Below are 17,610 nucleotides of genomic sequence, written 5' to 3' on the forward strand. Positions count from 1 at the left end.
CGCGGCAGATTCGATTCTGCCGCGGCCTTGATTTTGGTTTTGCGGGGGGTATACAGTAAAAAGCCCATTATATCAGAAATTTCAGATAATATAACACAGGGGTTCACAGAAATTTTCGGTTATGCTTGCGGCCGTCATAAGAGAACAGCACGGGTTTGCCTTCGATGACACTCTCCAGGTAGACGGGTTTGCCCCACAGCCGGTGGATGTAGGGGATGGTGCGCTCCACATACTTCAGATCGAGCTCCGTGCCCTCATACATATGGCGCAGGTACAGCTCGCCGCTGCGCTCATAATCACCGTCCTCCACCACAATGTAAGGGAAGCCGCCGTTCACCCGAGCGAAGATCAGCTGGTCGCGAATGTTCTCCCACGATTTGTCGGTGATTTTCCACTCGGGCCCCTTCTTCTCGAACACATAGAGGTCGAGCTCATCGACAAGCTGCTTTGTCATGTAGTTGCGGATGAATGACGAGTCGGAGTCGAATTCGCGGACTTCGAAGATCTTCTGCCGCCCTTCGCCGCCCTTGTAGCCGAACCGCTCGCGGTCCTCCCGGCTCGGATGCTCCCAGCGCTTCTCGATGTCCTCGAAGATCTTGAGACCGAGGTAGTAGGGGTTCAGGCTGTGGCGCGACGGGACGACGACGGAGGAGTTCAGCTTCGCATATTCGATCGTCTCATCCTCCGTGAGATCGAGCTCCCGCAGGATGCGCTGATGCCAATACGAGGCCCAGCCCTCGTTCATGATCTTCGTCTCCATCTGCGGCCAGAAGTAGAGCATCTCGTCGCGCAGCATCGTCATGATGTCCCGCTGCCAGTCCTTGAGGTACGGCGCGTACTCTTCGATGAAGAGCATGAGATCCTTCTCCGGCCGGGGAGGGAACTTCGCGGGCCCTTCCTTGCGCTCGGGCGGCTTCGGCTTCTCGTCGAGATCCCACAGATCCTCGTAGCCGAAAGTCCGCTCGGTCGGCGGGGCTGCCGCCTCGGTCCGCAGTCCGCTCATCCCGCGCCCGGGCTTGGTGATTAAGGGATCGACATGCTCCTGGATCGCCAGCACCGCGTCGATGAATTTCTCGACTTCCTCGTTGCCGTATTCGATCTCGTACTGCCGGATCCGCTCGGCCGTGGCCGACATGCTCTCGACCATGTTCCGGTTCGTCTTCGAGAAGCGCACGTTGTTCTTGAAAAAGTCGCAGTGCGCCAGGACGTGCGCGACGATGAGCTTGTTCTGGATGAGCGAGTTGCCGTCGAGCAGGAACGCATAGCAGGGGTCGGAGTTGATGACGAGCTCGTAGATCTTGCTCAGGCCGAAGTCGTACTGCATCTTCATCTTGTGGAACGTCTTGCCGAAGCTCCAGTGGCTGAAGCGGGTCGGCATCCCGTAGGCGCCGAAGGTGTAGATAATCTCAGCCGGGCAGATCTCATAGCGCATCGGGTAGAAGTCGAGGCCGAAGCCCGTGGCGACCTCGGTAATCTCGGCAATGGCATACTCCAGCTTTTTGATATCGTCGAGCTTCATCGGGCGGCTCTCCCTTCAACATTTTTGGGGAAGAAGGTCCGCAGTGCTTTGTACACTTCGCCTTTCTCACGGATCACATAGTGCACAAACTTCGGATCATGGATATTGCGGTACGCCGACATCAGGGTGGAGCTGCGGTTGTACTGGTTGACTTCACCGTAACCGAACAGGTTCGCCCGTTTGACGAGCTCTCCGATCAGCTTCACGCAGCGCTCATTATCCGAGGTAAGGTTGTCGCCATCCGAGAAGTGGAACGGGTAGATGTTGTACCGGGAAGGCGGATACTTGCGATCGATCAGGTCAACGGCGAGCTGGTAAGCGGAGGAGCAGATCGTGCCGCCGCTCTCTCCCTTCGTGAAGAATTCCTCCTCCGTCACTTCCTTGGCTTCGGTATGGTGTGCGATGAAGACAATCTCTACATGCTCGTACTTGGTGCGCAGGAAGCGGGTCATCCAGAAGAAGAAGGAGCGGGCAATATACTTCTCGAACGATCCCATGGAGCCCGACGTATCCATCATGGCGAGGATCAGCGCATTGGAATGCGGGGTGACGATCTCATCCCAGGTCCGAAAGCGAAGGTCATCCGGCGAAATGTGGTGGATGCCCGGCGTGCCCTCCCGCGAGTTGCGGCGCAGGTTCTCCATGATCGTTCGTTTCTTGTCGATGTTGGACATGATGCCTTTTTTGCGGACGTCGTTGAAAATGATCTCTTTGGTCGTTACGTTATTTTTCTCTTTCTGCTGCAGGTTCGGCAGCTCCAGCTCTTCGAAGAGCATGGTCTGCAGCTCCTCCATCTGCACTTCGGCATCGTAATAATCGTCACCGGGCTGGTCGCCTGCCCCCTCGCCCTTCCCTGATCCTTTGGCCGGCTGCGGATCGACCCCGAGCACATCGCCGACCTGGCTGTCGCCGTCGCCCTGCCCGACGTGCTTGCTCTTGTTGTAGTTATAACGGAAACGGTACTCATCCAGGGAACGGATAGGCACCTTCACGATCTGCTTGCCGTCCGACATCACGATGCTCTCGTCCGTCACCAGGTCAGGCAGGTTTTGTTTGATGGCTTCGCGTACTTTTTCCTGATGGCGGGTCTGGTCTTGATATCCTTTGCGGTGCAGGGACCAATCTTCTCTTGAGACGGTAAACAAAGGCTCTGTCATGCGGGACACCTCCTGAAGTGGGCTTCATGGTAAGCAAAATGAAAAACCGGACGATGGTTTGGATGAACAAGACTTTGTAAAAAAAGTGCTTGTTACTAACTATATTCAAGGAGGACGGGGATATGTGATGGGAGCAGGTGCCTATTTTTTGGCGGTTAGGCGTCATACCGCTGTCTTACGGCATGCTGATAGAGTTACAGGAAGCGGGAAGGGGAAGGGCTCGGAAGAGGCCAGCAGGAGCTGTATCTTAACGAAACATTAATATTGTAAAAGATGTAATAATTTAGTAGATTAAAGAAGGGAAGCGGTACTGTGCCGAAGCCGGACTATAAGAATGAGAGAGGGTATGAAGGATGATGGAAGCAGTGAAGCCAAGGCCTGCGGCAGGAGACCGGGCCAGAGAAGCGGAGAGGCGGGCTGCCTTGGCGAAGGGGAAGTTCGATGCCCATTTCAGCCGCAGGCTCAACCTGATGAAGGTATCGGCTCCCTTGTTCGTAGCCGAAGGCAGCGGGATCAATGACAACCTGAACGGCTGGGAGCGGGCCGTCTCCTTTGATACGGCGGGGCTCGGGGAAGAGGCCCCCCTTCGGCTGGAGGTGGTACAGTCCCTGGCCAAATGGAAGAGGCTGGCGGCCCGCTATTACGACTTCGGTCCCGGAGAAGGGCTGTACACGGACATGCGGGCGATCCGGAGGGACGAGGCGGTTGGTCCGCTGCACTCCTACCTTGTCGACCAGTGGGATTGGGAGAAGGTGATTACCCGGGAAGAGAGACACACCGGCACGTTAACGAGCGCCGTGACACACATCTATGAGGCGCTGAAGGAAACCGAAGCGGAACTTGCCGTGCTGTACCCGGAGCTTGCGCCCGTGCTTCCCAAAGCGGTCTCCTTCATGACCACGCAGGAGCTCGAGGACCGCTACCCGGGCCTGACGCCCAAGGAACGCGAGCATGAAGCCGCACGGGAGGCGGGCGCTGTTTTCCTGCTGGAGGTGGGAGGGAAGCTGGCTTCCGGAGAGGTGCATGACGGCCGCTCTCCCGACTACGACGACTGGAGGCTGAACGGGGATCTCATCGTTTGGAACCCGGTCCTCGGCACCTCGTTCGAGCTTTCCTCCATGGGCATTCGTGTGGACGAGGCGGCACTCCTGGCCCAGCTTCGCGAGTGCGGCTGCGAAGACCGGCTGGCGCTTCCCTTCCACCGGATGCTGGCGAACGGGGAGCTGCCCTTCACGATGGGCGGGGGGATCGGCCAGTCTCGGGTGGCCATGTTCCTGCTGCGCAAGGCCCACATCGGTGAGGTGCAGATGTCCGTCTGGCCGGCGGATATGGTTGAGCGCTGCCGAGAGAGAGGGATCGAGCTGCTGAACGCGGCCGAATAACCGAAGAGGGACGGGTACGGAGCCTTGTCTGCCCTAGTTGAAGGGGAGGCAGGGCTTTTTGTGTTGGGGGCAGGTTGAGCGCCTGCAGTCATCCGCCGATTCAGGCCATCGGCTGGATTTTCTCCTGTTTTTTCCTGAACAGAGGAAGGATTGGAAGACCCTGTGTCGAATGTGGTAAAGATGACAAGCACGCCAAAACGGTATTGGGGTTGACCTGATGAGTTTGTTCAAAGAGATTATCCTGCAGCTCTTTTTCGCTCTCGCTCCTTTCGTCGTATACAATATCTATTACCGGGATAAGCTCCGCAACTACAGTCCCTGGTTCATTCTTGCTACGAGCTCCGCCTGCCTGCTGCTGTCGATGACTTTCGCATCGAGCCGCACGGAAGGGCTGATCTTCGACATTCGGTACGTCATGATGTTTTTCTCCCTCGTCTACGGCGGCCTGCCGACCTCGCTTATTCTTCTGGCCGAATTCGCCGCCTACCGAGTGTATATTGGAGGACAGGGGGCGCCCGTATCCCTCCTCATCGTCGCCTGCGCCTTCGTGCTGTCCCTGTTTCTATATCATTGGTACAGGAATACTTATCGCAAAACGCTGGTGACCCTCGTGGCCGGCATCGTCTTCGCCTCCGTTCCTCTCACCTTGGTTTATCTTTTCTTCCCCGGACAAACGCTCGAGAACCTGCCCTTCCATCTCTTCGTCATCCCGCTGCAGAACGCGCTTGGGATCTGGCTCTTGATGTCCTTGTTCAGCAAGGCGGTGGCCGATAAGGACCTGTTCATCAAGCATGCGCAGAACGAGAAGATCGAGACGATGAGCCATGTGGCGGCCTCGCTGGCGCATGAGGTCCGCAATCCCCTGACGGCGGTGAAGGGCTTCCTGAAGCTGATCCGCGAGAACCCGGAGAACCGCACCAAGATGGAGCAGTACATCGCCATTTCGCTCGAAGAGATCCAACGGACGGAGACCATACTCTCCGACTACCTGTCGATCTCGAAGCCCCGGGCGGAGCGCAGTGAGCTTATTAATCTTTGTACCCAGATGCAGGCCATCGGAGAGGTCATGTCCCCTTACGCCAATATGCACAACGTAGGGCTGGAGATTCATAAGCCTGAAGAGCCCGTGCGGATTATGGCCAATCCGGACGAGATTAAGCAGGTGCTCCTGAATTTTATCAAGAATGCCGTCGAAGCCTGCTCCGAGGTGCCGAACGGCAGGGTAATCCTGAAGCTGGCGACGGAAGAGCCGCATGCCGTACTGACCATCAAGGATAACGGGATCGGCATGAGCGAGAGCCAGATGAGCCGTCTCGGGTCGATTTACTTTTCCACGAAAACCAGCGGCACCGGCCTCGGACTGACCTATTCCTATCAGGTCATCCATGCCTTGGGCGGAAGCGTGATGGTAACCTCCAAGGCGCAGGTGGGGACGAAGTTCGCCATCCTGCTGCCGCTCGGCATGGTGAAGTCCTGACCTGAGCCGATTCTTAGTTTAGCCGCGGACGGAGACGGGCGGAAGCTCAGCTCCGCCCTTTTTCCGCATGCCCCGCAAGCGTCCGCAGCAGGAGCTCCAGCCTGCCCCGGGTCTCATCATCTGTCAGCTCCTCTCCGGTGAACTTTTTGTTCACGAAAGGGACGGTGAGGTTCATGGCTTCATCGAGCTTCGCTGTCATCATGCCGAGCGTGAGGAGAAGTGAAGCATGAGCGACTTCTCCACCGCTCTCGAACGGCGAAGCGGAGATCACTGCCACCGGTTTGTTCACAAGCTCGCCGGAGGAGACGATCCAGTCCAGGGCGTTCTTCAGGAAGCCCGGCACCCCTCTAGCATACTCCGGGGTGCAGATGATCACGCCGTCGGCGGCCTGAAGCCGGGTGCGGAAGGCCAGCACCGCCTCATGCGGCTCCCCTTCGTCCAGGTCGGGATTGAAGTGGGGGAGCAACGCCAGATCTTCGTAGAAGGAGAGGCGGACAGCGGAGGGGGCCAGGGCGGCGGCGGATTGCAAAAGCTTTGTGTTCGAGGAGCGGCTGCGCAGGCTGCCGGCCAGCGCCAGAACGGTTAGGGGAGATGCTTTGCTCAAGGAAAGGACCTTCTTTCTCAAAATCCATTTTTTTCTAGTATACGATGTTTTCTCTGGAAATTCAGCAAAGGATTAATTCTAGATGAGGACATGGATCACACGAAAGGGATCTTTAATCTTTAGAGTAGAATGTAAGATTATAGAGGTAGGCAGGGAAGGCAAAGTGCATTATACTATGTTGAAAACGGTCGAAGAAATTTGAAAACGATTACAATAATTGGTGCAAAATAAAGGATGGCCGGTGCATGCTATGTGAAGAAACTTGGCAGGAGACAGGGCAGGAGGGAATGGACCGATGCTTAAGGTGCTGCTCGTGGACGACGAAATGTTCGTGCGCATGGGGCTGCGGAGCCTGATCGATTGGGGAGCGCTCGGCTATGAGGTGTGCGGCGAAGCGGAGAACGGAGAGGAGGCTTTTGCGGAGATCGGTCGGCTGGACCCGGACCTGGTCATCACGGATATCCGGATGCCTGTTCTCGATGGTCTGGGGCTGATCGGCAGGGCGTCGGAGGAGCTGTCGTCCCCGCCATCCTTTGTGATCATCAGCGGCTATCATGACTTTCATTATGCTCAGAAGGCGCTGCGCTATGGGGTGCAGGACTATCTCCTGAAGCCTGTCGACGATGAGGAAATGCAGGATACGCTGAGGAAGCTTGCAGGTAAGCTCAGCATGCGCAGGCTGTCCCGCAAGAAGGGGGAGGCGCTGTCGAGCGGGGCTTCTTCCGCGCTGGAGATGCTGATCCGGGGAAGCGTGAGTCCGGAGGACGCCCCGCAGGTCGCGGCCGTGCTGGGGATGGAGCAGGCCTCCCGTTTTACCTATGTCATTATCGGGATTTCGAATCCGGACGGGAAAGCGGAAGAGGGGGGAGCTCTGCCTGCAAAGCTGGTCTCCTCGGTGCGATCCGTACTCGGCGGGGCTTCCGCCGAGCTGCCGATGGTGGAGCAGCCTCCCGGACAGTATGGTTTTCTCGTTGACGCTTCGCTCCTGGCGGCTGCAGGCAGAACGCTCGAAGAATTTCTCCATCTGCTTCAGCGCGAGCTGACCCGGTCGGCGAGGCTGCACGCTGTGCTCTTTGCAGGCAGGACGGTGGATCGTATAACGGATGTGGAGATCTCCTACCGGGCGGCTTGTGAAGCGCTTTCGTACAAATATGCGGAGGATGGCCGGCCGGTAATCGCCTATGAGAGCGTGCAGGGAACGCCCTTGTCTTATTTTGATATCGAGCCCCGCCTGTATGCTGAGCTGCTGGAGCATCTGGAAGAGAACCGGCTGGAGGCCTGCCTCCGGACCGTGGATGAGATGGTCCTTCAGTTCCGGACGAAGCGTCTGGCCCCCAGTGCGGTGGCAGGCAGCGTCACCCGCTGCGTGATCGACATCGTGAATGTGGTCCGCGGAATGGAGGGTGACGAGAACACCCTCTCCACCCTGCAGGGCATGATGGAAGCGCAGGGGCGCCAGGGGGGACTGCAGGAGCTGCGGGACCAGCTTGCCGCTTTTCTTACGGAAGCGTCGGATTACATCGGCCGTCTCCGCAAGGAACAGATGAAAGGCGGCATTGAGAAGATCCGGAAGTTTATTGAGTGCCATTACATGGAGAATATCAGCCTGAAGAGCATCGCGGCCAAATTTTTTATGAACCCGGTGTATCTCGGCCAGCTGTTCCGCAAGACGTATGGGGTCTACTTCAACGATTTCCTTCTGGGCATCCGGGTCGGAGAAGCGAAGAAGCTGCTGCGCCAGACGGATCTTCGGATGTATGAGGTGGCCGATAAAGTAGGCTTTCAGAACGCCGATTATTTCGTGACCCAGTTCGAGAAGCTGGAGGGGGTCACGCCGACGGAATACCGCAACAAGCTGATCGGCAAGGCTTGACAGGAAGGAGGCCAGGTTAGGCATGGGCAAGCTGCACCTCAACCACATGAGGCTCCGCGACAAGTGGCTGCTGATGTATGTCCTGTCGGTGTTTATCCCGATCGTGCTGACCAATGTGGTGTTCTATCATGTGACCACGACGAACATCAAGAACCAGAAGCACCGGGATGCTTCCGTGGCGATCGACAAGACGGGAAGCGAGATTCAGGCCCTCATGGACGAGGCGGCGGGTGTATCGTATATTTTCTTCTCCGATCCGCTGCTGAATGAGACGCTGGACCGGGACTACCGTTCCTCGCTTGATTACATCGAGGTGTACCAGAACACACTGCGGAGCATGTTCGATAAGTATAATGAGTCCACCTACCAGTCCATTCAGAGGATTGAAGTATACTCGGATAACAAAACGCTGCTCGCCTCGGGGAGCATGGAATATATCAGCGATACGGTCCGCAGCACGGCATGGTACAAGGAGCTGATGAATGTTCCGGCGCCTAATCCGGTGCTGCTCCGCACAGGTGACACGCTGAGCCTGCTTCAGCGGCTCGACAATTACAAATATTACAACGGGCACGAGAAGTTCGTGAAGATCACGCTGAATATGGGGACCTTCCAGCAAAGGCTGCGCAATTCGACCTTCGACGGCGAGCTCTATCTGTTGAACCGGGAAGGAAGCATCATCTCCACGAACGTGCCGGGCGTGGACTGGAAGAGCGGCAGCGCATCATTCTCCTCTCTGTCCCTGCGGGAGAAAAACCTCTATTATGAAGTGCCTTATACGACCCGCAGTTACCTGAACGGATGGAGTCTTCACGGGACCATGAACGACAAGGTGGTGCTCGAGGAGGTGCGCAAATCCTGGAAGTTCCTGATTTATCTGGCCTGCCTCAATTTTGTCATCCCCTCCATTATCATCATAGCCATGTCCCGCTCAATCCACGTGCGGCTTGTCCGCATCCTGAGGCATATGAAGAAGGTCAAGAACCAGAATTTCGAGGAGATTCCGGACGAGGAGTACCGCGATGAGATCGGCCAGCTGACGGCGGAATTCAACCGGATGACCTCCCGGATCCGCAGCCTGATCGACGATGTGTACATAGCGGATATTCAGAAGAAGGATTCCGAGCTCAAGCAGAGGCAGGCCCAGCTTCATGCGCTTCAGAGCCAGATCAATCCCCACTTCATGTTCAATGTGCTGGAGACCGTACGCATGCGCAGCTTGATGAAGGGGGAAGGGGAGACTGCAAGAATCATCCAGCATATGGCCAAAATCTTCCGCAAATCGATCTCGTGGGGCCGGGACTGGGTCAGTGTGAAAGACGAGATGGAGCTCATCGAGCGGTTCCTGGAGATTCAAAAATACCGCTTTGGCGATAAGCTGGACTATCGGATCACGGTGGACCCGGCAGCAGGCGACCTGTCGATCCCGAAGATGACCCTCCTGCCGTTCGTAGAGAATGCGAGCATCCACGGCATCGAGACCTCTCCGCGCAAAGGGCTGATCGTGATTGGCATCGCAATCGACAGGGGCAGCGGGGAGCTTGTGTTTTCCATTCGGGACAACGGCGTAGGAATGCGCGCTTCGAAGCTGAACGAAATCCTGGGCTACCTCCAGGAGGAGGATTCGATGGGCGACCGAGTCGGCATGAAGAACGCCTATTACCGCCTCCGGATGTGGTTCGGCGGGAACTTTCGCTTTCATATCGAAAGCGAGGAGGATATCGGCACGTTCGTGAGCATCCGACTGCCGCTCGAGACGGGAGAGGCCGCCTGGACGGAGTCGCGATGATCGGTCGCGTGCTGAATACGGATCGGCGTGGCCTGGAGCGTTAGCCGTAAGGTGGAACGAGTGACTATGTCTGCTGGTAGCTACCCCGCACGTTCGTGAGCATCTGCCTGCCGCCCGAGACGGGAGAGGCCGCCTGGACGGAGTCGCGATGATCGGCCGGCGGTAGTTACGTGTGAGTACGGGTTGGCAACTGCCTTTTACGGCAGCGGGGGTCCCCCTTTCCTAAGAATCGGGGTCAGCAAAACCAGCCAAGACGCGGTGGGATTTGTGTCTAGTATCGGTTAACCTAAAGGCTTCCTGCGTGAGGCCTTTTTTCTGCATGCGCCGTTTTCCCGCTTTTTGCCAATTGTTATATGCTTTTCAAAGTGGAAACTAAAGTTTGATGGGTACATGGGGAAAGCGCCCGCGCGTTATACTGAAAGTGCTTACACCGTTAGCGAATTTCGAGGATCGAAAGGGGTAGTAACGCAGATGATCAATCATAAAAAAATAGCTGCTGTAGGCTTGTCGGTGCTGCTTGCAGCGACAGCCGTGGGATGCAGCAGCGACAAGCAGCCGGCGGCTGGCGCAGCCCAGGAATCCGTGGGAGCCGCGGATGACAAGTCGCCCGTCACGTTCACGTATTTCTCCTTTTCCAAGGAGAAGGATGTCAATTCGAACGAGACGGTTATCGGCAAGGAGCTCGAGAAGCAGACCGGCGTCAACTTCAAGATGGAGTTCGCGGTCGGCGATTCGAAGACGAAGTCAGGGGTCATGATCGCGAGCGGTGACTATGCCGACGTCATCGTACCGGAAGGCGAGATCGATAAGCTGCTCGATGCAGGAGCATTCATCCCTCTCGATGAGCTCATCGAGAAGTACGGCCCGAACATCAAGAGGGTATACGGACCTTATATGGACAAATTCCGTCAGGAAGACGGCAAGATCTATCACCTTCCGTTCTCCGCCAACCAAGGCTATATCGCCGATCCCGGCATTTCTCAGGGCGCTTTCTGGATTCAGCGCTCCGTCCTCAAGGAGTTCGGCTATCCGAAGATCAAGACGCTCGACGAGTACTTTGACCTCATCAAGAAATACAAGGAGAAGTATCCCCAGGTAGATGGCAAGGACACGATCGGCTTCGCGGCCTTCGCCGGCGTCAAGGACAACTTCTTCGCGCTGACGAACGCGTCGATGCACCTGGCCGGGTACCCGAACGACGGCGGCGTCATTGTTGACATGAAGACCCACGAGGCGAAGGTCTACTCTGCGGGCGAATACGAGAAGCGCTGGATTCAGAAGCTGAACGAAGTCAACGCCCAGGGACTCTTCGATCCGGAATCGTTCACGGTTAACAAGGACCAATATCTCGCCAAGCTGACCTCCGGCCGTGTGCTCGGTTACTTTGGCTACAACTGGCTCGTCGGGGACGCAACCAACAATCTGAAGAAAGCCGGCGTGGACGAGAAGCGCTATGCTCCGCTGCCGATCGTCTTCGATAAGGAGATCAAGGATCAGTATCTCGATCCGCCGGCTTTCGTTAACAACCGCGGGATCGGCATCTCGGTGAAGGCAAAGGATCCAGTGCGCATCATCAAGTTCTTCGACAACCTGCTCAAGGAAGAGAACCAGATCCTCGTCCAGTGGGGTATCAAGGACCAGACGTACACCGTCAATCAGAAGGGCCGCTATGTCTTGACACCGGAGATGCTCAAGAAGCGCAACGATCCGGAGTTCAAGCGTTCCTTCGGCTTCCAATACTTTGAGTACAGCTGGCCGCGTTACGGCAACAACTCCATACTGAAGGACGGTAACTCCTACGGCGTGGGCAACCAGCCGGAAGTAGCGGAGATGGACTACACCGAAGGGGACCGGAAGATCCTTCAGGCTTACGGAGCGAAGACTTTCGCGGATATGTTCTCGAAGCCGGATGACCGTCCATGGTACCCTGCATGGAGCATCAACCTCGGCCAAGGCACGCCGGAGCAGATCTTCGGCCAGAAGTCGCAGGACCTGCAGCTGAAGTATCTGCCGAAGCTCATTATGGGCTCGCCGGACGCATTCGAAGGAACGTGGAAGGAATACACTACCGAGTTCGGCAAGCTGGACAGCAAGACCTATGAAGCGACGATCACGAAGGTCGTTAAGAACCGGATCGCCGGCAAGTGGTAATAGGCAGGGGGCACTGCTCCTGACTTGACCGAGGTGTACGGGTAGAGAGGCGAGTGGAGGACCGGAGAAGCATGCTTCGGTTCTCCTGCCCGCTGTGAACGGATAAGGAAAGGAGCTGCATCCAGTGGAGAAACCTATAGAGAATGTATTTCCGGCCGGAGCCCGGCCAGCGGCAAGCCCTACCGGAATGAAATTGTTCTTCAAGAAGCTTGCTCAGCAGAAGGTGCTGGTGTTCATGTCGGTCCCGTTCCTGCTGTGGCTGATCGTATTCAAGTATTTACCGCTCTGGGGCTGGGTGACCGCCTTTCAGAAGTATCGTCCCGCGAGGAGCTTCGCTGACCAGCAGTGGGTAGGCTGGCTGAACTTCGAGATGATTTTCAAAGATGCGGCTTTTTACCAGGTCCTGCGCAATACCCTCGTTCAGAGCTCGATCAAGCTGATTCTCGGATTTGTTACGGCGATTGCTCTCGCCATCCTGCTCAATGAGCTGCGGAGCCTGCTGTTCAAGCGTGTCGTTCAGACGATTTCTTATCTGCCCCACTTCGTATCCTGGGTCGTGGCGGCGAGCATTATTTCGACCACTCTTGCGCCGGAAGGCATTGTGAACGTGCTGTTATTGAAGCTCGGCTGGATCTCCGCCCCGGTGCTGTGGCTGGGCAAAGGAGAATATTTCTGGAGCATCCTGGGCGCCTCTGAAGTATGGAAGGACGTAGGCTGGAACACTATCATCTATCTTGCGGCGATTACCACGATTGATCCGTCGCAGTATGAAGCGGCAGAGATCGACGGAGCGAACCGCTTCCAGCGGATCTGGCATATAACGCTGCCCGGCCTGAAACCGGTGATTGTCATTCTGCTGATCCTTAACATCGGGAATATTCTGGAGTCGGGTTTCGAGCCGCAGTACCTGCTCGGCAACGGGATGACCGTTGATTACTCCGACAACCTGGACATATATGTGCTCAAGTGGGGCCTGAACCTCGGGAATTATTCCCTGGCTACGGCGGCGGGGATGTTTAAGACCGTAGTAAGCTTTATTCTGCTGATCTCGGCGAACTCCATCTCCAAGCGGCTTGGGGGAAGCCGGTTGTACTGACCACAGTACCGTCAATCTCACCAGCTTAACGGTAGCCCACAGGCTGTCGCGGCTTTACTTTTACCCACTGCAAGGAGGAACGAACCAATGAGCGAACCATCCGCTTCCGGAGCAAGATACAACAGCATGCCGGACAAAGTGTTTGATGTGTGCAATATCGTATTCATGGTGTGTCTGATGATAGTCACGCTGTATCCGTTCGTGAACATGCTGGCCGTATCGTTCAACGATGCGAACGACTCGATCCGAGGAGGTATTTACCTGTGGCCACGCCTGTGGACCTTGGAGAATTATGACTACATCTTCAGTGAGGCTTCGATCTACCAGGCCACGTTGATCTCCGTCCTGCGGACCGTGCTGGGCACCGTAATCTCAGTCTTCTGCACGGCCATGCTGGCCTATACGCTGACCCGTCCCGATTTCGTGCTGCGCAAATTTTTGTCGATGGCCTTTATCTTCACGATGTATTTCAGCGGCGGATTGATCCCAGGCTATCTGCTGATCAAGGGCCTCGGCCTTACGAATTCATTCTGGGTCTACATTCTTCCCGCAGTGATCGGCGTGTTCAATCTGATTGTGATCCGCTCCTTCATCGAGGGGCTGCCGGAAGGCCTGCTGGAATCGGCGAGGATAGACGGCGCAGGCGAATTCGCTACGTTCCTTCAGATCGTACTGCCGCTCACGATCCCGGCGCTGGCAACCGTATCCCTCTTCGTTGCCGTTGGCCAGTGGAATTCCTGGTTCGACGTCTTCCTCTATAACTCATCCAATGAGAACCTGAGCACCCTGCAGTATGAGTTGCAGAAGATTCTGCAGACGACGAATACTTCCGCAACATCAGCGGCGGACCAGTTTGCTTCGGCGCAGGGCAACGTCACGTTCGTGACGCCGACCTCCATTCGGGCAACGATGACCATTATCGCGAGCATCCCGATCATCCTCGTGTATCCGTTCCTGCAGAAGTATTTTGTCAAAGGGCTGACGGTCGGCGGCGTGAAGGGCTAGTCGGGAAACAGTTATTACCGAGAGGGGAGCTGGACATGAAATGGAACAGAGACGACAAGATCAGGTCACCGTTATCCCCTCTCTGAAAGAGGTGTACGCGGACCGGTTTGCGATCGGTGCGGCGGTGAGTCCGCAGACGATCATAACGCAGAGGGAACTGCTGGCGGCACACTATGGCAGCCTCACTGCGGAGAACGAGATGAAGCCGGTCTCCGTGCAGCCGGAGGAAGGAAGGTTCACGTTCGAAGATGCGGACCGGATCGCCCGGTTTGCTTCAGAGCATGGGCTGCTGATGCGCGGGCATACGCTTGTCTGGCACAACCAGACGCCCGATTGGATGTTCGCCGATGCTTTGGGACAGCCTGTCGGCAAGGACCTCGTGCTTCAGCGGATGAGGGACCACATTGGTGCCGTGGTAGGACGCTATAAGGACCGGATAAAAGTGTGGGATGTTGTCAACGAAGCCGTATCGGACGAGGGGCCGCAGCTTCTCCGCCCGTCGAAGTGGCTGGAGTCGGCGGGCGAAGAGTTCATCCGCAGGGCATTCGAATATGCGCATGAGGCGGACCCGCAATCGCTTCTTTTCTACAATGACTATAACGAGTGCCATCCCGATAAAAGGGACCGCATCCACCGGCTGTTGAAGTCCCTTAAGGAGCAGGGGACCCCTATTCACGGCATGGGCATGCAGGGCCACTGGAGTTTGCAGCGGCCGTCCGCGGAAGAAATCCGGGCGGCGATTGAACTGTATGCCTCACTGGATCTGCAGCTGCACATCACGGAGCTCGACGTGTCGGTATTCGAGTGGGATGACAAGCGGACGGACCTGCTTGAGCCGACGGCCGAGATGCTGGAAACCCAAGAACGGCGGTACGAAGAGATCTTTAGCCTGCTGCGGGAATACAGCGGGGTCATCACCTCCGTGACCTTCTGGGGAGCCGCTGACGATTATACGTGGCTCGATCATTTTCCCGTGAGGAGCCGTAAGAACTGGCCGTTCCTCTTCGATGAGAAGCATCAGCCGAAGGGCTCCTTTTGGAGAGTCGCACGCTTCTAGTGGCTATAGGTGCGGCTGCAGGCAGTGACGATTTTGTGAGGCAAGGCAATTGCAGTACAAGAACAAAGATGCTGGTTGAATCACATTGCTTAGAAAAACACAGGCGGACAACTTGGACAGCCTGCGAATCTGCTTACAAATTAAGTGACGGCGGCTGCGTCCAAAGCAGTACGTGGACGAAGCTTCCGGTAATTACAGCATGCAGAGCAAAGGCCGGACGATGCGCTCCGGACGTATAGCCTAAGTGATACTGCCGGCGCAGTATGCGGAAGACTGGAGGGGAGACCCGCCAGTCTTTCTGCATTTCGGGGAGCCGCATGAGCGGTAAGGCCGGATATGGTAAGAGGGCACAGTGTTCCGGGGGCCACCAGGTACCGGGGATGATGCCGGGCAGCTTGGTAAGGGGGGAGGGGATAATGGATCGAGGTGGATCTATGTAAGGGACTATGCTAACCCGACATTGCCGGATCAGCACAGCCCGCCAATGAGGCTGCGTTCGTCTAAGGCCGGTGGATTAGAGATCGGAGCTACACACGGTTCCTAAGCTCTCAGTCTCTCTTCATCCAGGCCGGAGCTTCCGGGTACGGGCTCCCGGTTCTTCAGCGCTTCTTCCACGGCAGCCCTGGCATCGGTCTTCCCGTGTCCGAACCAAGGGCTCCATGTGCCGTCGGGATCGCCGATATCCTGAAAGTCTCCCCGGTCAAAGGGAGCGACGGGAGAGACGTCCCATGACGGGTCCGGATCGAAGCTGGCGGGCGGTGTCTTCGGATAGCCCTCCATGTTCAGTTCCTTTGAAGCGGTCCGCTTCAGGAGAGAAGCAAGCTCCAGCGCACTCAGCCCTGGATTGGCGGACAGCACGAGGGCTGCGATCCCGGCCGCCAGCGGCGTAGCACTGGATGTTCCGCCGAAACGGTCGGTCACTCCTTGGCCTTCCGTTGTCGTGATGCCAAGTCCCTGTACCGGTATGCGGTAATATTCATGCACGTTGTTGGTTGGCGCGCAGATGGAGATGCCGGTTCCGTAGTTGGAATAATGGCTTCGCTGTGCCGTACTGGCCAATGCCGCCACATGCAGGACGCCCGGAATGCCGGCCAGATTGTTGCTGAAGATGCGGGTCTTCTCCACGCCTACCCAGACAAGGGAGCCGTCCTGTCTGAAGCTGACGCCGCTCGTATACGGCACATCCTGATCAGCCGTATGGTGGATAGGGCAGTTCTCGTTCCCGGCCGCCCACAGGAAGAGAATCCCGCGTCCGCGCCGGCCTCCGGTAAGAGCCAGCTCCCTGATCCGCCGGATGACGACCTCAGGCCACAGGGTTACCGGCACACCGCCCCAGGAGTTGGAGAGGATGTCCACTTTGTCCTGAACATAATTCAGGGCGCGCAGGAGCTTGGAATCGCTGATGAAGAGCGATGGCCCGCTCGACTCCCACTTGATGGGAAGCAGCCGGCAGCCGGGAGCGGCTCCGACGGTTAGCAGCGCGTCGGCTTCCGCCCCAATGACGCCGGCGCAGGAGGTCCCATGGTCCGAACCTTCTTCGTACATGTGCGCCGGGTTTGCATCCACATCCTTATTCGTGTACAGACGCGGGCCGCGGAAGTATCCCCAGCCGGCAAACTTGTCCGGCGAATCAAAATCGGCATGATCCAGCCGGCATCCGTCGTCCGTAACCCCGACCACGATCTCGGGGCTTCCGTAATGCCCGAGCAGCTGCCAGGCCTCTTCACAACGGGAAGAGGCCCGAGGATCGAAATCAGACTCCCCGGAGCGGGTATGCAGATGCCATTGTTTAAGGTAAGAAGGGTCGCTCGGGACCACTTCCTGATATTTGTTCATCACATAGTTGAGATCGTGCTCGGCGGAGGCTACAAGGGGTTCCTGCTCGGTCAGTTCCACCACCAGTTTGACCGGATTCATGCCCGTCTGGTCGGTGAGCTGGAAGAGATAGTCCCGGTCGCTGTAGGCCTCGAGTACAAACAGGCCGTAGCGGCCCGCGAACGAGCCGACCTCAGCGGGCGGCAGCGGTTCATGGAAGGAAACGATGATCCGGTCGGTAACAAGAAATTCTTTCTGCGTATCGGCGGCGCGGTAGACATGATGGGTCGGGGCCAGATTCCGGGCCCGGGTCATCAGGGGCTCCAGCTCTTCCCGGTCCGTAACGACACGGGAGGAGGATGCGGATACCTGCTTGGCGTCCGGAATGCCGATCTTCCGCTGAACCTCACCGGGCAGGGCACGAACGACGAATTGGTCGGGTTCCTTGGTCAGGGTGATCTTCCTGCCTGCGCGATACGTATAGATTTCTCCATTTTGCGGCATCATGTTCGCTCCTTCGCTATAAAATTACAAACGTTTGTTCGCATATCGTGATGTAAAAACCATATTATACCATGTACATTTAGAAATCAAGCTCTTTTTTCTGTCATGGATATTGGCGTAATAACGGCGGCAGACCCGAATAATTGGGAGAGTGAGGGCGCCGGGCATTACGGCATGCGGG

12 protein-coding genes are annotated in these 17,610 nt (G+C 56.8%); 8 read left to right on the forward strand and 4 right to left on the reverse strand.

From position 1 onward, the window contains the following. Window positions 1-103: 103 nt before the first annotated feature. Together ACP26L_RS07165 and yhbH are read right to left on the reverse strand one after the other, a co-directional pair. Complete coding sequence (locus ACP26L_RS07165) at window positions 104-1,519, reverse strand: SpoVR family protein (RefSeq protein WP_426451874.1); 1,416 nt, start codon at window positions 1,517-1,519, stop codon at window positions 104-106. Further along, window positions 1,516-2,676 (reverse strand): sporulation protein YhbH, encoded by a 1,161-nt coding sequence (gene yhbH, locus ACP26L_RS07170; RefSeq protein ID WP_013917185.1) that lies wholly within the window; start codon window positions 2,674-2,676, stop codon window positions 1,516-1,518. Before yhbH ends, ACP26L_RS07165 begins: the two co-directional genes overlap by 4 nt. A gap of 353 nt (window positions 2,677-3,029) precedes the next feature. Between yhbH and asnA the strand changes: the two genes are divergently transcribed. Both asnA and ACP26L_RS07180 read left to right on the forward strand, forming a co-directional pair. Beyond that, window positions 3,030-4,058 carry an aspartate--ammonia ligase gene (gene asnA / locus ACP26L_RS07175; protein ID WP_426451875.1) on the forward strand — a complete coding sequence of 343 codons (1,029 nt, stop codon included), beginning with the start codon at window positions 3,030-3,032 and terminating at the stop codon, window positions 4,056-4,058. Window positions 4,059-4,275: 217 nt separating this feature from the next. Beyond that, complete coding sequence (locus tag ACP26L_RS07180; protein ID WP_426451876.1) at window positions 4,276-5,535, forward strand: ATP-binding protein; 1,260 nt, start codon at window positions 4,276-4,278, stop codon at window positions 5,533-5,535. Window positions 5,536-5,581: 46 nt separating this feature from the next. Here ACP26L_RS07180 and ACP26L_RS07185 read toward each other — a convergent pair whose 3' ends face one another. Then, complete coding sequence (locus ACP26L_RS07185) at window positions 5,582-6,139, reverse strand: NADPH-dependent FMN reductase (protein ID WP_426451877.1); 558 nt, start codon at window positions 6,137-6,139, stop codon at window positions 5,582-5,584. 295 nt (window positions 6,140-6,434) lie between these two features. Here ACP26L_RS07185 and ACP26L_RS07190 point away from each other — a divergent pair, with 295 nt between their 5' ends. The 6 genes from ACP26L_RS07190 to ACP26L_RS07215 all read left to right on the forward strand — a co-directional run bounded on the left by ACP26L_RS07190 (window position 6,435) and on the right by ACP26L_RS07215 (window position 15,110). Beyond that, on the forward strand, window positions 6,435-8,012 hold the full coding sequence (locus ACP26L_RS07190) for a response regulator transcription factor (RefSeq protein ID WP_426451878.1): 1,578 nt from the start codon (window positions 6,435-6,437) through the stop codon (window positions 8,010-8,012). 22 nt (window positions 8,013-8,034) lie between these two features. After that, window positions 8,035-9,801, forward strand: a complete 1,767-nt coding sequence (locus tag ACP26L_RS07195) for a sensor histidine kinase (protein ID WP_426451879.1) — start codon at window positions 8,035-8,037, stop codon at window positions 9,799-9,801. A gap of 471 nt (window positions 9,802-10,272) precedes the next feature. Continuing rightward, complete coding sequence (locus ACP26L_RS07200) at window positions 10,273-11,952, forward strand: ABC transporter substrate-binding protein (protein ID WP_426451880.1); 1,680 nt, start codon at window positions 10,273-10,275, stop codon at window positions 11,950-11,952. Between the two features lie 124 nt (window positions 11,953-12,076). Next, window positions 12,077-13,048 carry an ABC transporter permease gene (locus ACP26L_RS07205; RefSeq protein ID WP_426451881.1) on the forward strand — a complete coding sequence of 324 codons (972 nt, stop codon included), beginning with the start codon at window positions 12,077-12,079 and terminating at the stop codon, window positions 13,046-13,048. An 87-nt stretch (window positions 13,049-13,135) separates the two neighbouring features. After that, entirely contained in the window at window positions 13,136-14,053 is a 918-nt protein-coding gene (locus ACP26L_RS07210) for a carbohydrate ABC transporter permease (protein ID WP_426451882.1), read from the forward strand. Between the two features lie 40 nt (window positions 14,054-14,093). Continuing rightward, complete coding sequence (locus ACP26L_RS07215) at window positions 14,094-15,110, forward strand: endo-1,4-beta-xylanase (protein WP_426451883.1); 1,017 nt, start codon at window positions 14,094-14,096, stop codon at window positions 15,108-15,110. Between the two features lie 540 nt (window positions 15,111-15,650). Here ACP26L_RS07215 and ACP26L_RS07220 read toward each other — a convergent pair. Beyond that, complete coding sequence (locus ACP26L_RS07220; protein WP_426451884.1) at window positions 15,651-17,432, reverse strand: S8 family serine peptidase; 1,782 nt, start codon at window positions 17,430-17,432, stop codon at window positions 15,651-15,653. Between the last annotated feature and the right edge of the window lie 178 nt (window positions 17,433-17,610).

It is taken from the genome of Paenibacillus sp. S-38 (assembly GCF_049942825.1).
GTDB lineage: Bacteria > Bacillota > Bacilli > Paenibacillales > NBRC-103111 > Paenibacillus_G.

What these genes read in the sequence shown, in the direction of transcription:
- ACP26L_RS07190 (WP_426451878.1), top strand. Translation starts at nt 6,435, where the DNA reads ATGCTTAAGGTGCTGCTCGTGGACGACGAAATGTTCGTGCGCATGGGG.
- asnA (WP_426451875.1), top strand. Translation starts at nt 3,030, where the DNA reads ATGATGGAAGCAGTGAAGCCAAGGCCTGCGGCAGGAGACCGGGCCAGA.
- ACP26L_RS07180 (WP_426451876.1), top strand. Translation starts at nt 4,276, where the DNA reads ATGAGTTTGTTCAAAGAGATTATCCTGCAGCTCTTTTTCGCTCTCGCT.
- yhbH (WP_013917185.1), bottom strand. Translation starts at nt 2,676, where the DNA reads ATGACAGAGCCTTTGTTTACCGTCTCAAGAGAAGATTGGTCCCTGCAC.
- ACP26L_RS07210 (WP_426451882.1), top strand. Translation starts at nt 13,136, where the DNA reads ATGAGCGAACCATCCGCTTCCGGAGCAAGATACAACAGCATGCCGGAC.
- ACP26L_RS07200 (WP_426451880.1), top strand. Translation starts at nt 10,273, where the DNA reads ATGATCAATCATAAAAAAATAGCTGCTGTAGGCTTGTCGGTGCTGCTT.
- ACP26L_RS07165 (WP_426451874.1), bottom strand. Translation starts at nt 1,519, where the DNA reads ATGAAGCTCGACGATATCAAAAAGCTGGAGTATGCCATTGCCGAGATT.
- ACP26L_RS07195 (WP_426451879.1), top strand. Translation starts at nt 8,035, where the DNA reads ATGGGCAAGCTGCACCTCAACCACATGAGGCTCCGCGACAAGTGGCTG.
- ACP26L_RS07215 (WP_426451883.1), top strand. Translation starts at nt 14,094, where the DNA reads ATGGAACAGAGACGACAAGATCAGGTCACCGTTATCCCCTCTCTGAAA.
- ACP26L_RS07220 (WP_426451884.1), bottom strand. Translation starts at nt 17,432, where the DNA reads ATGATGCCGCAAAATGGAGAAATCTATACGTATCGCGCAGGCAGGAAG.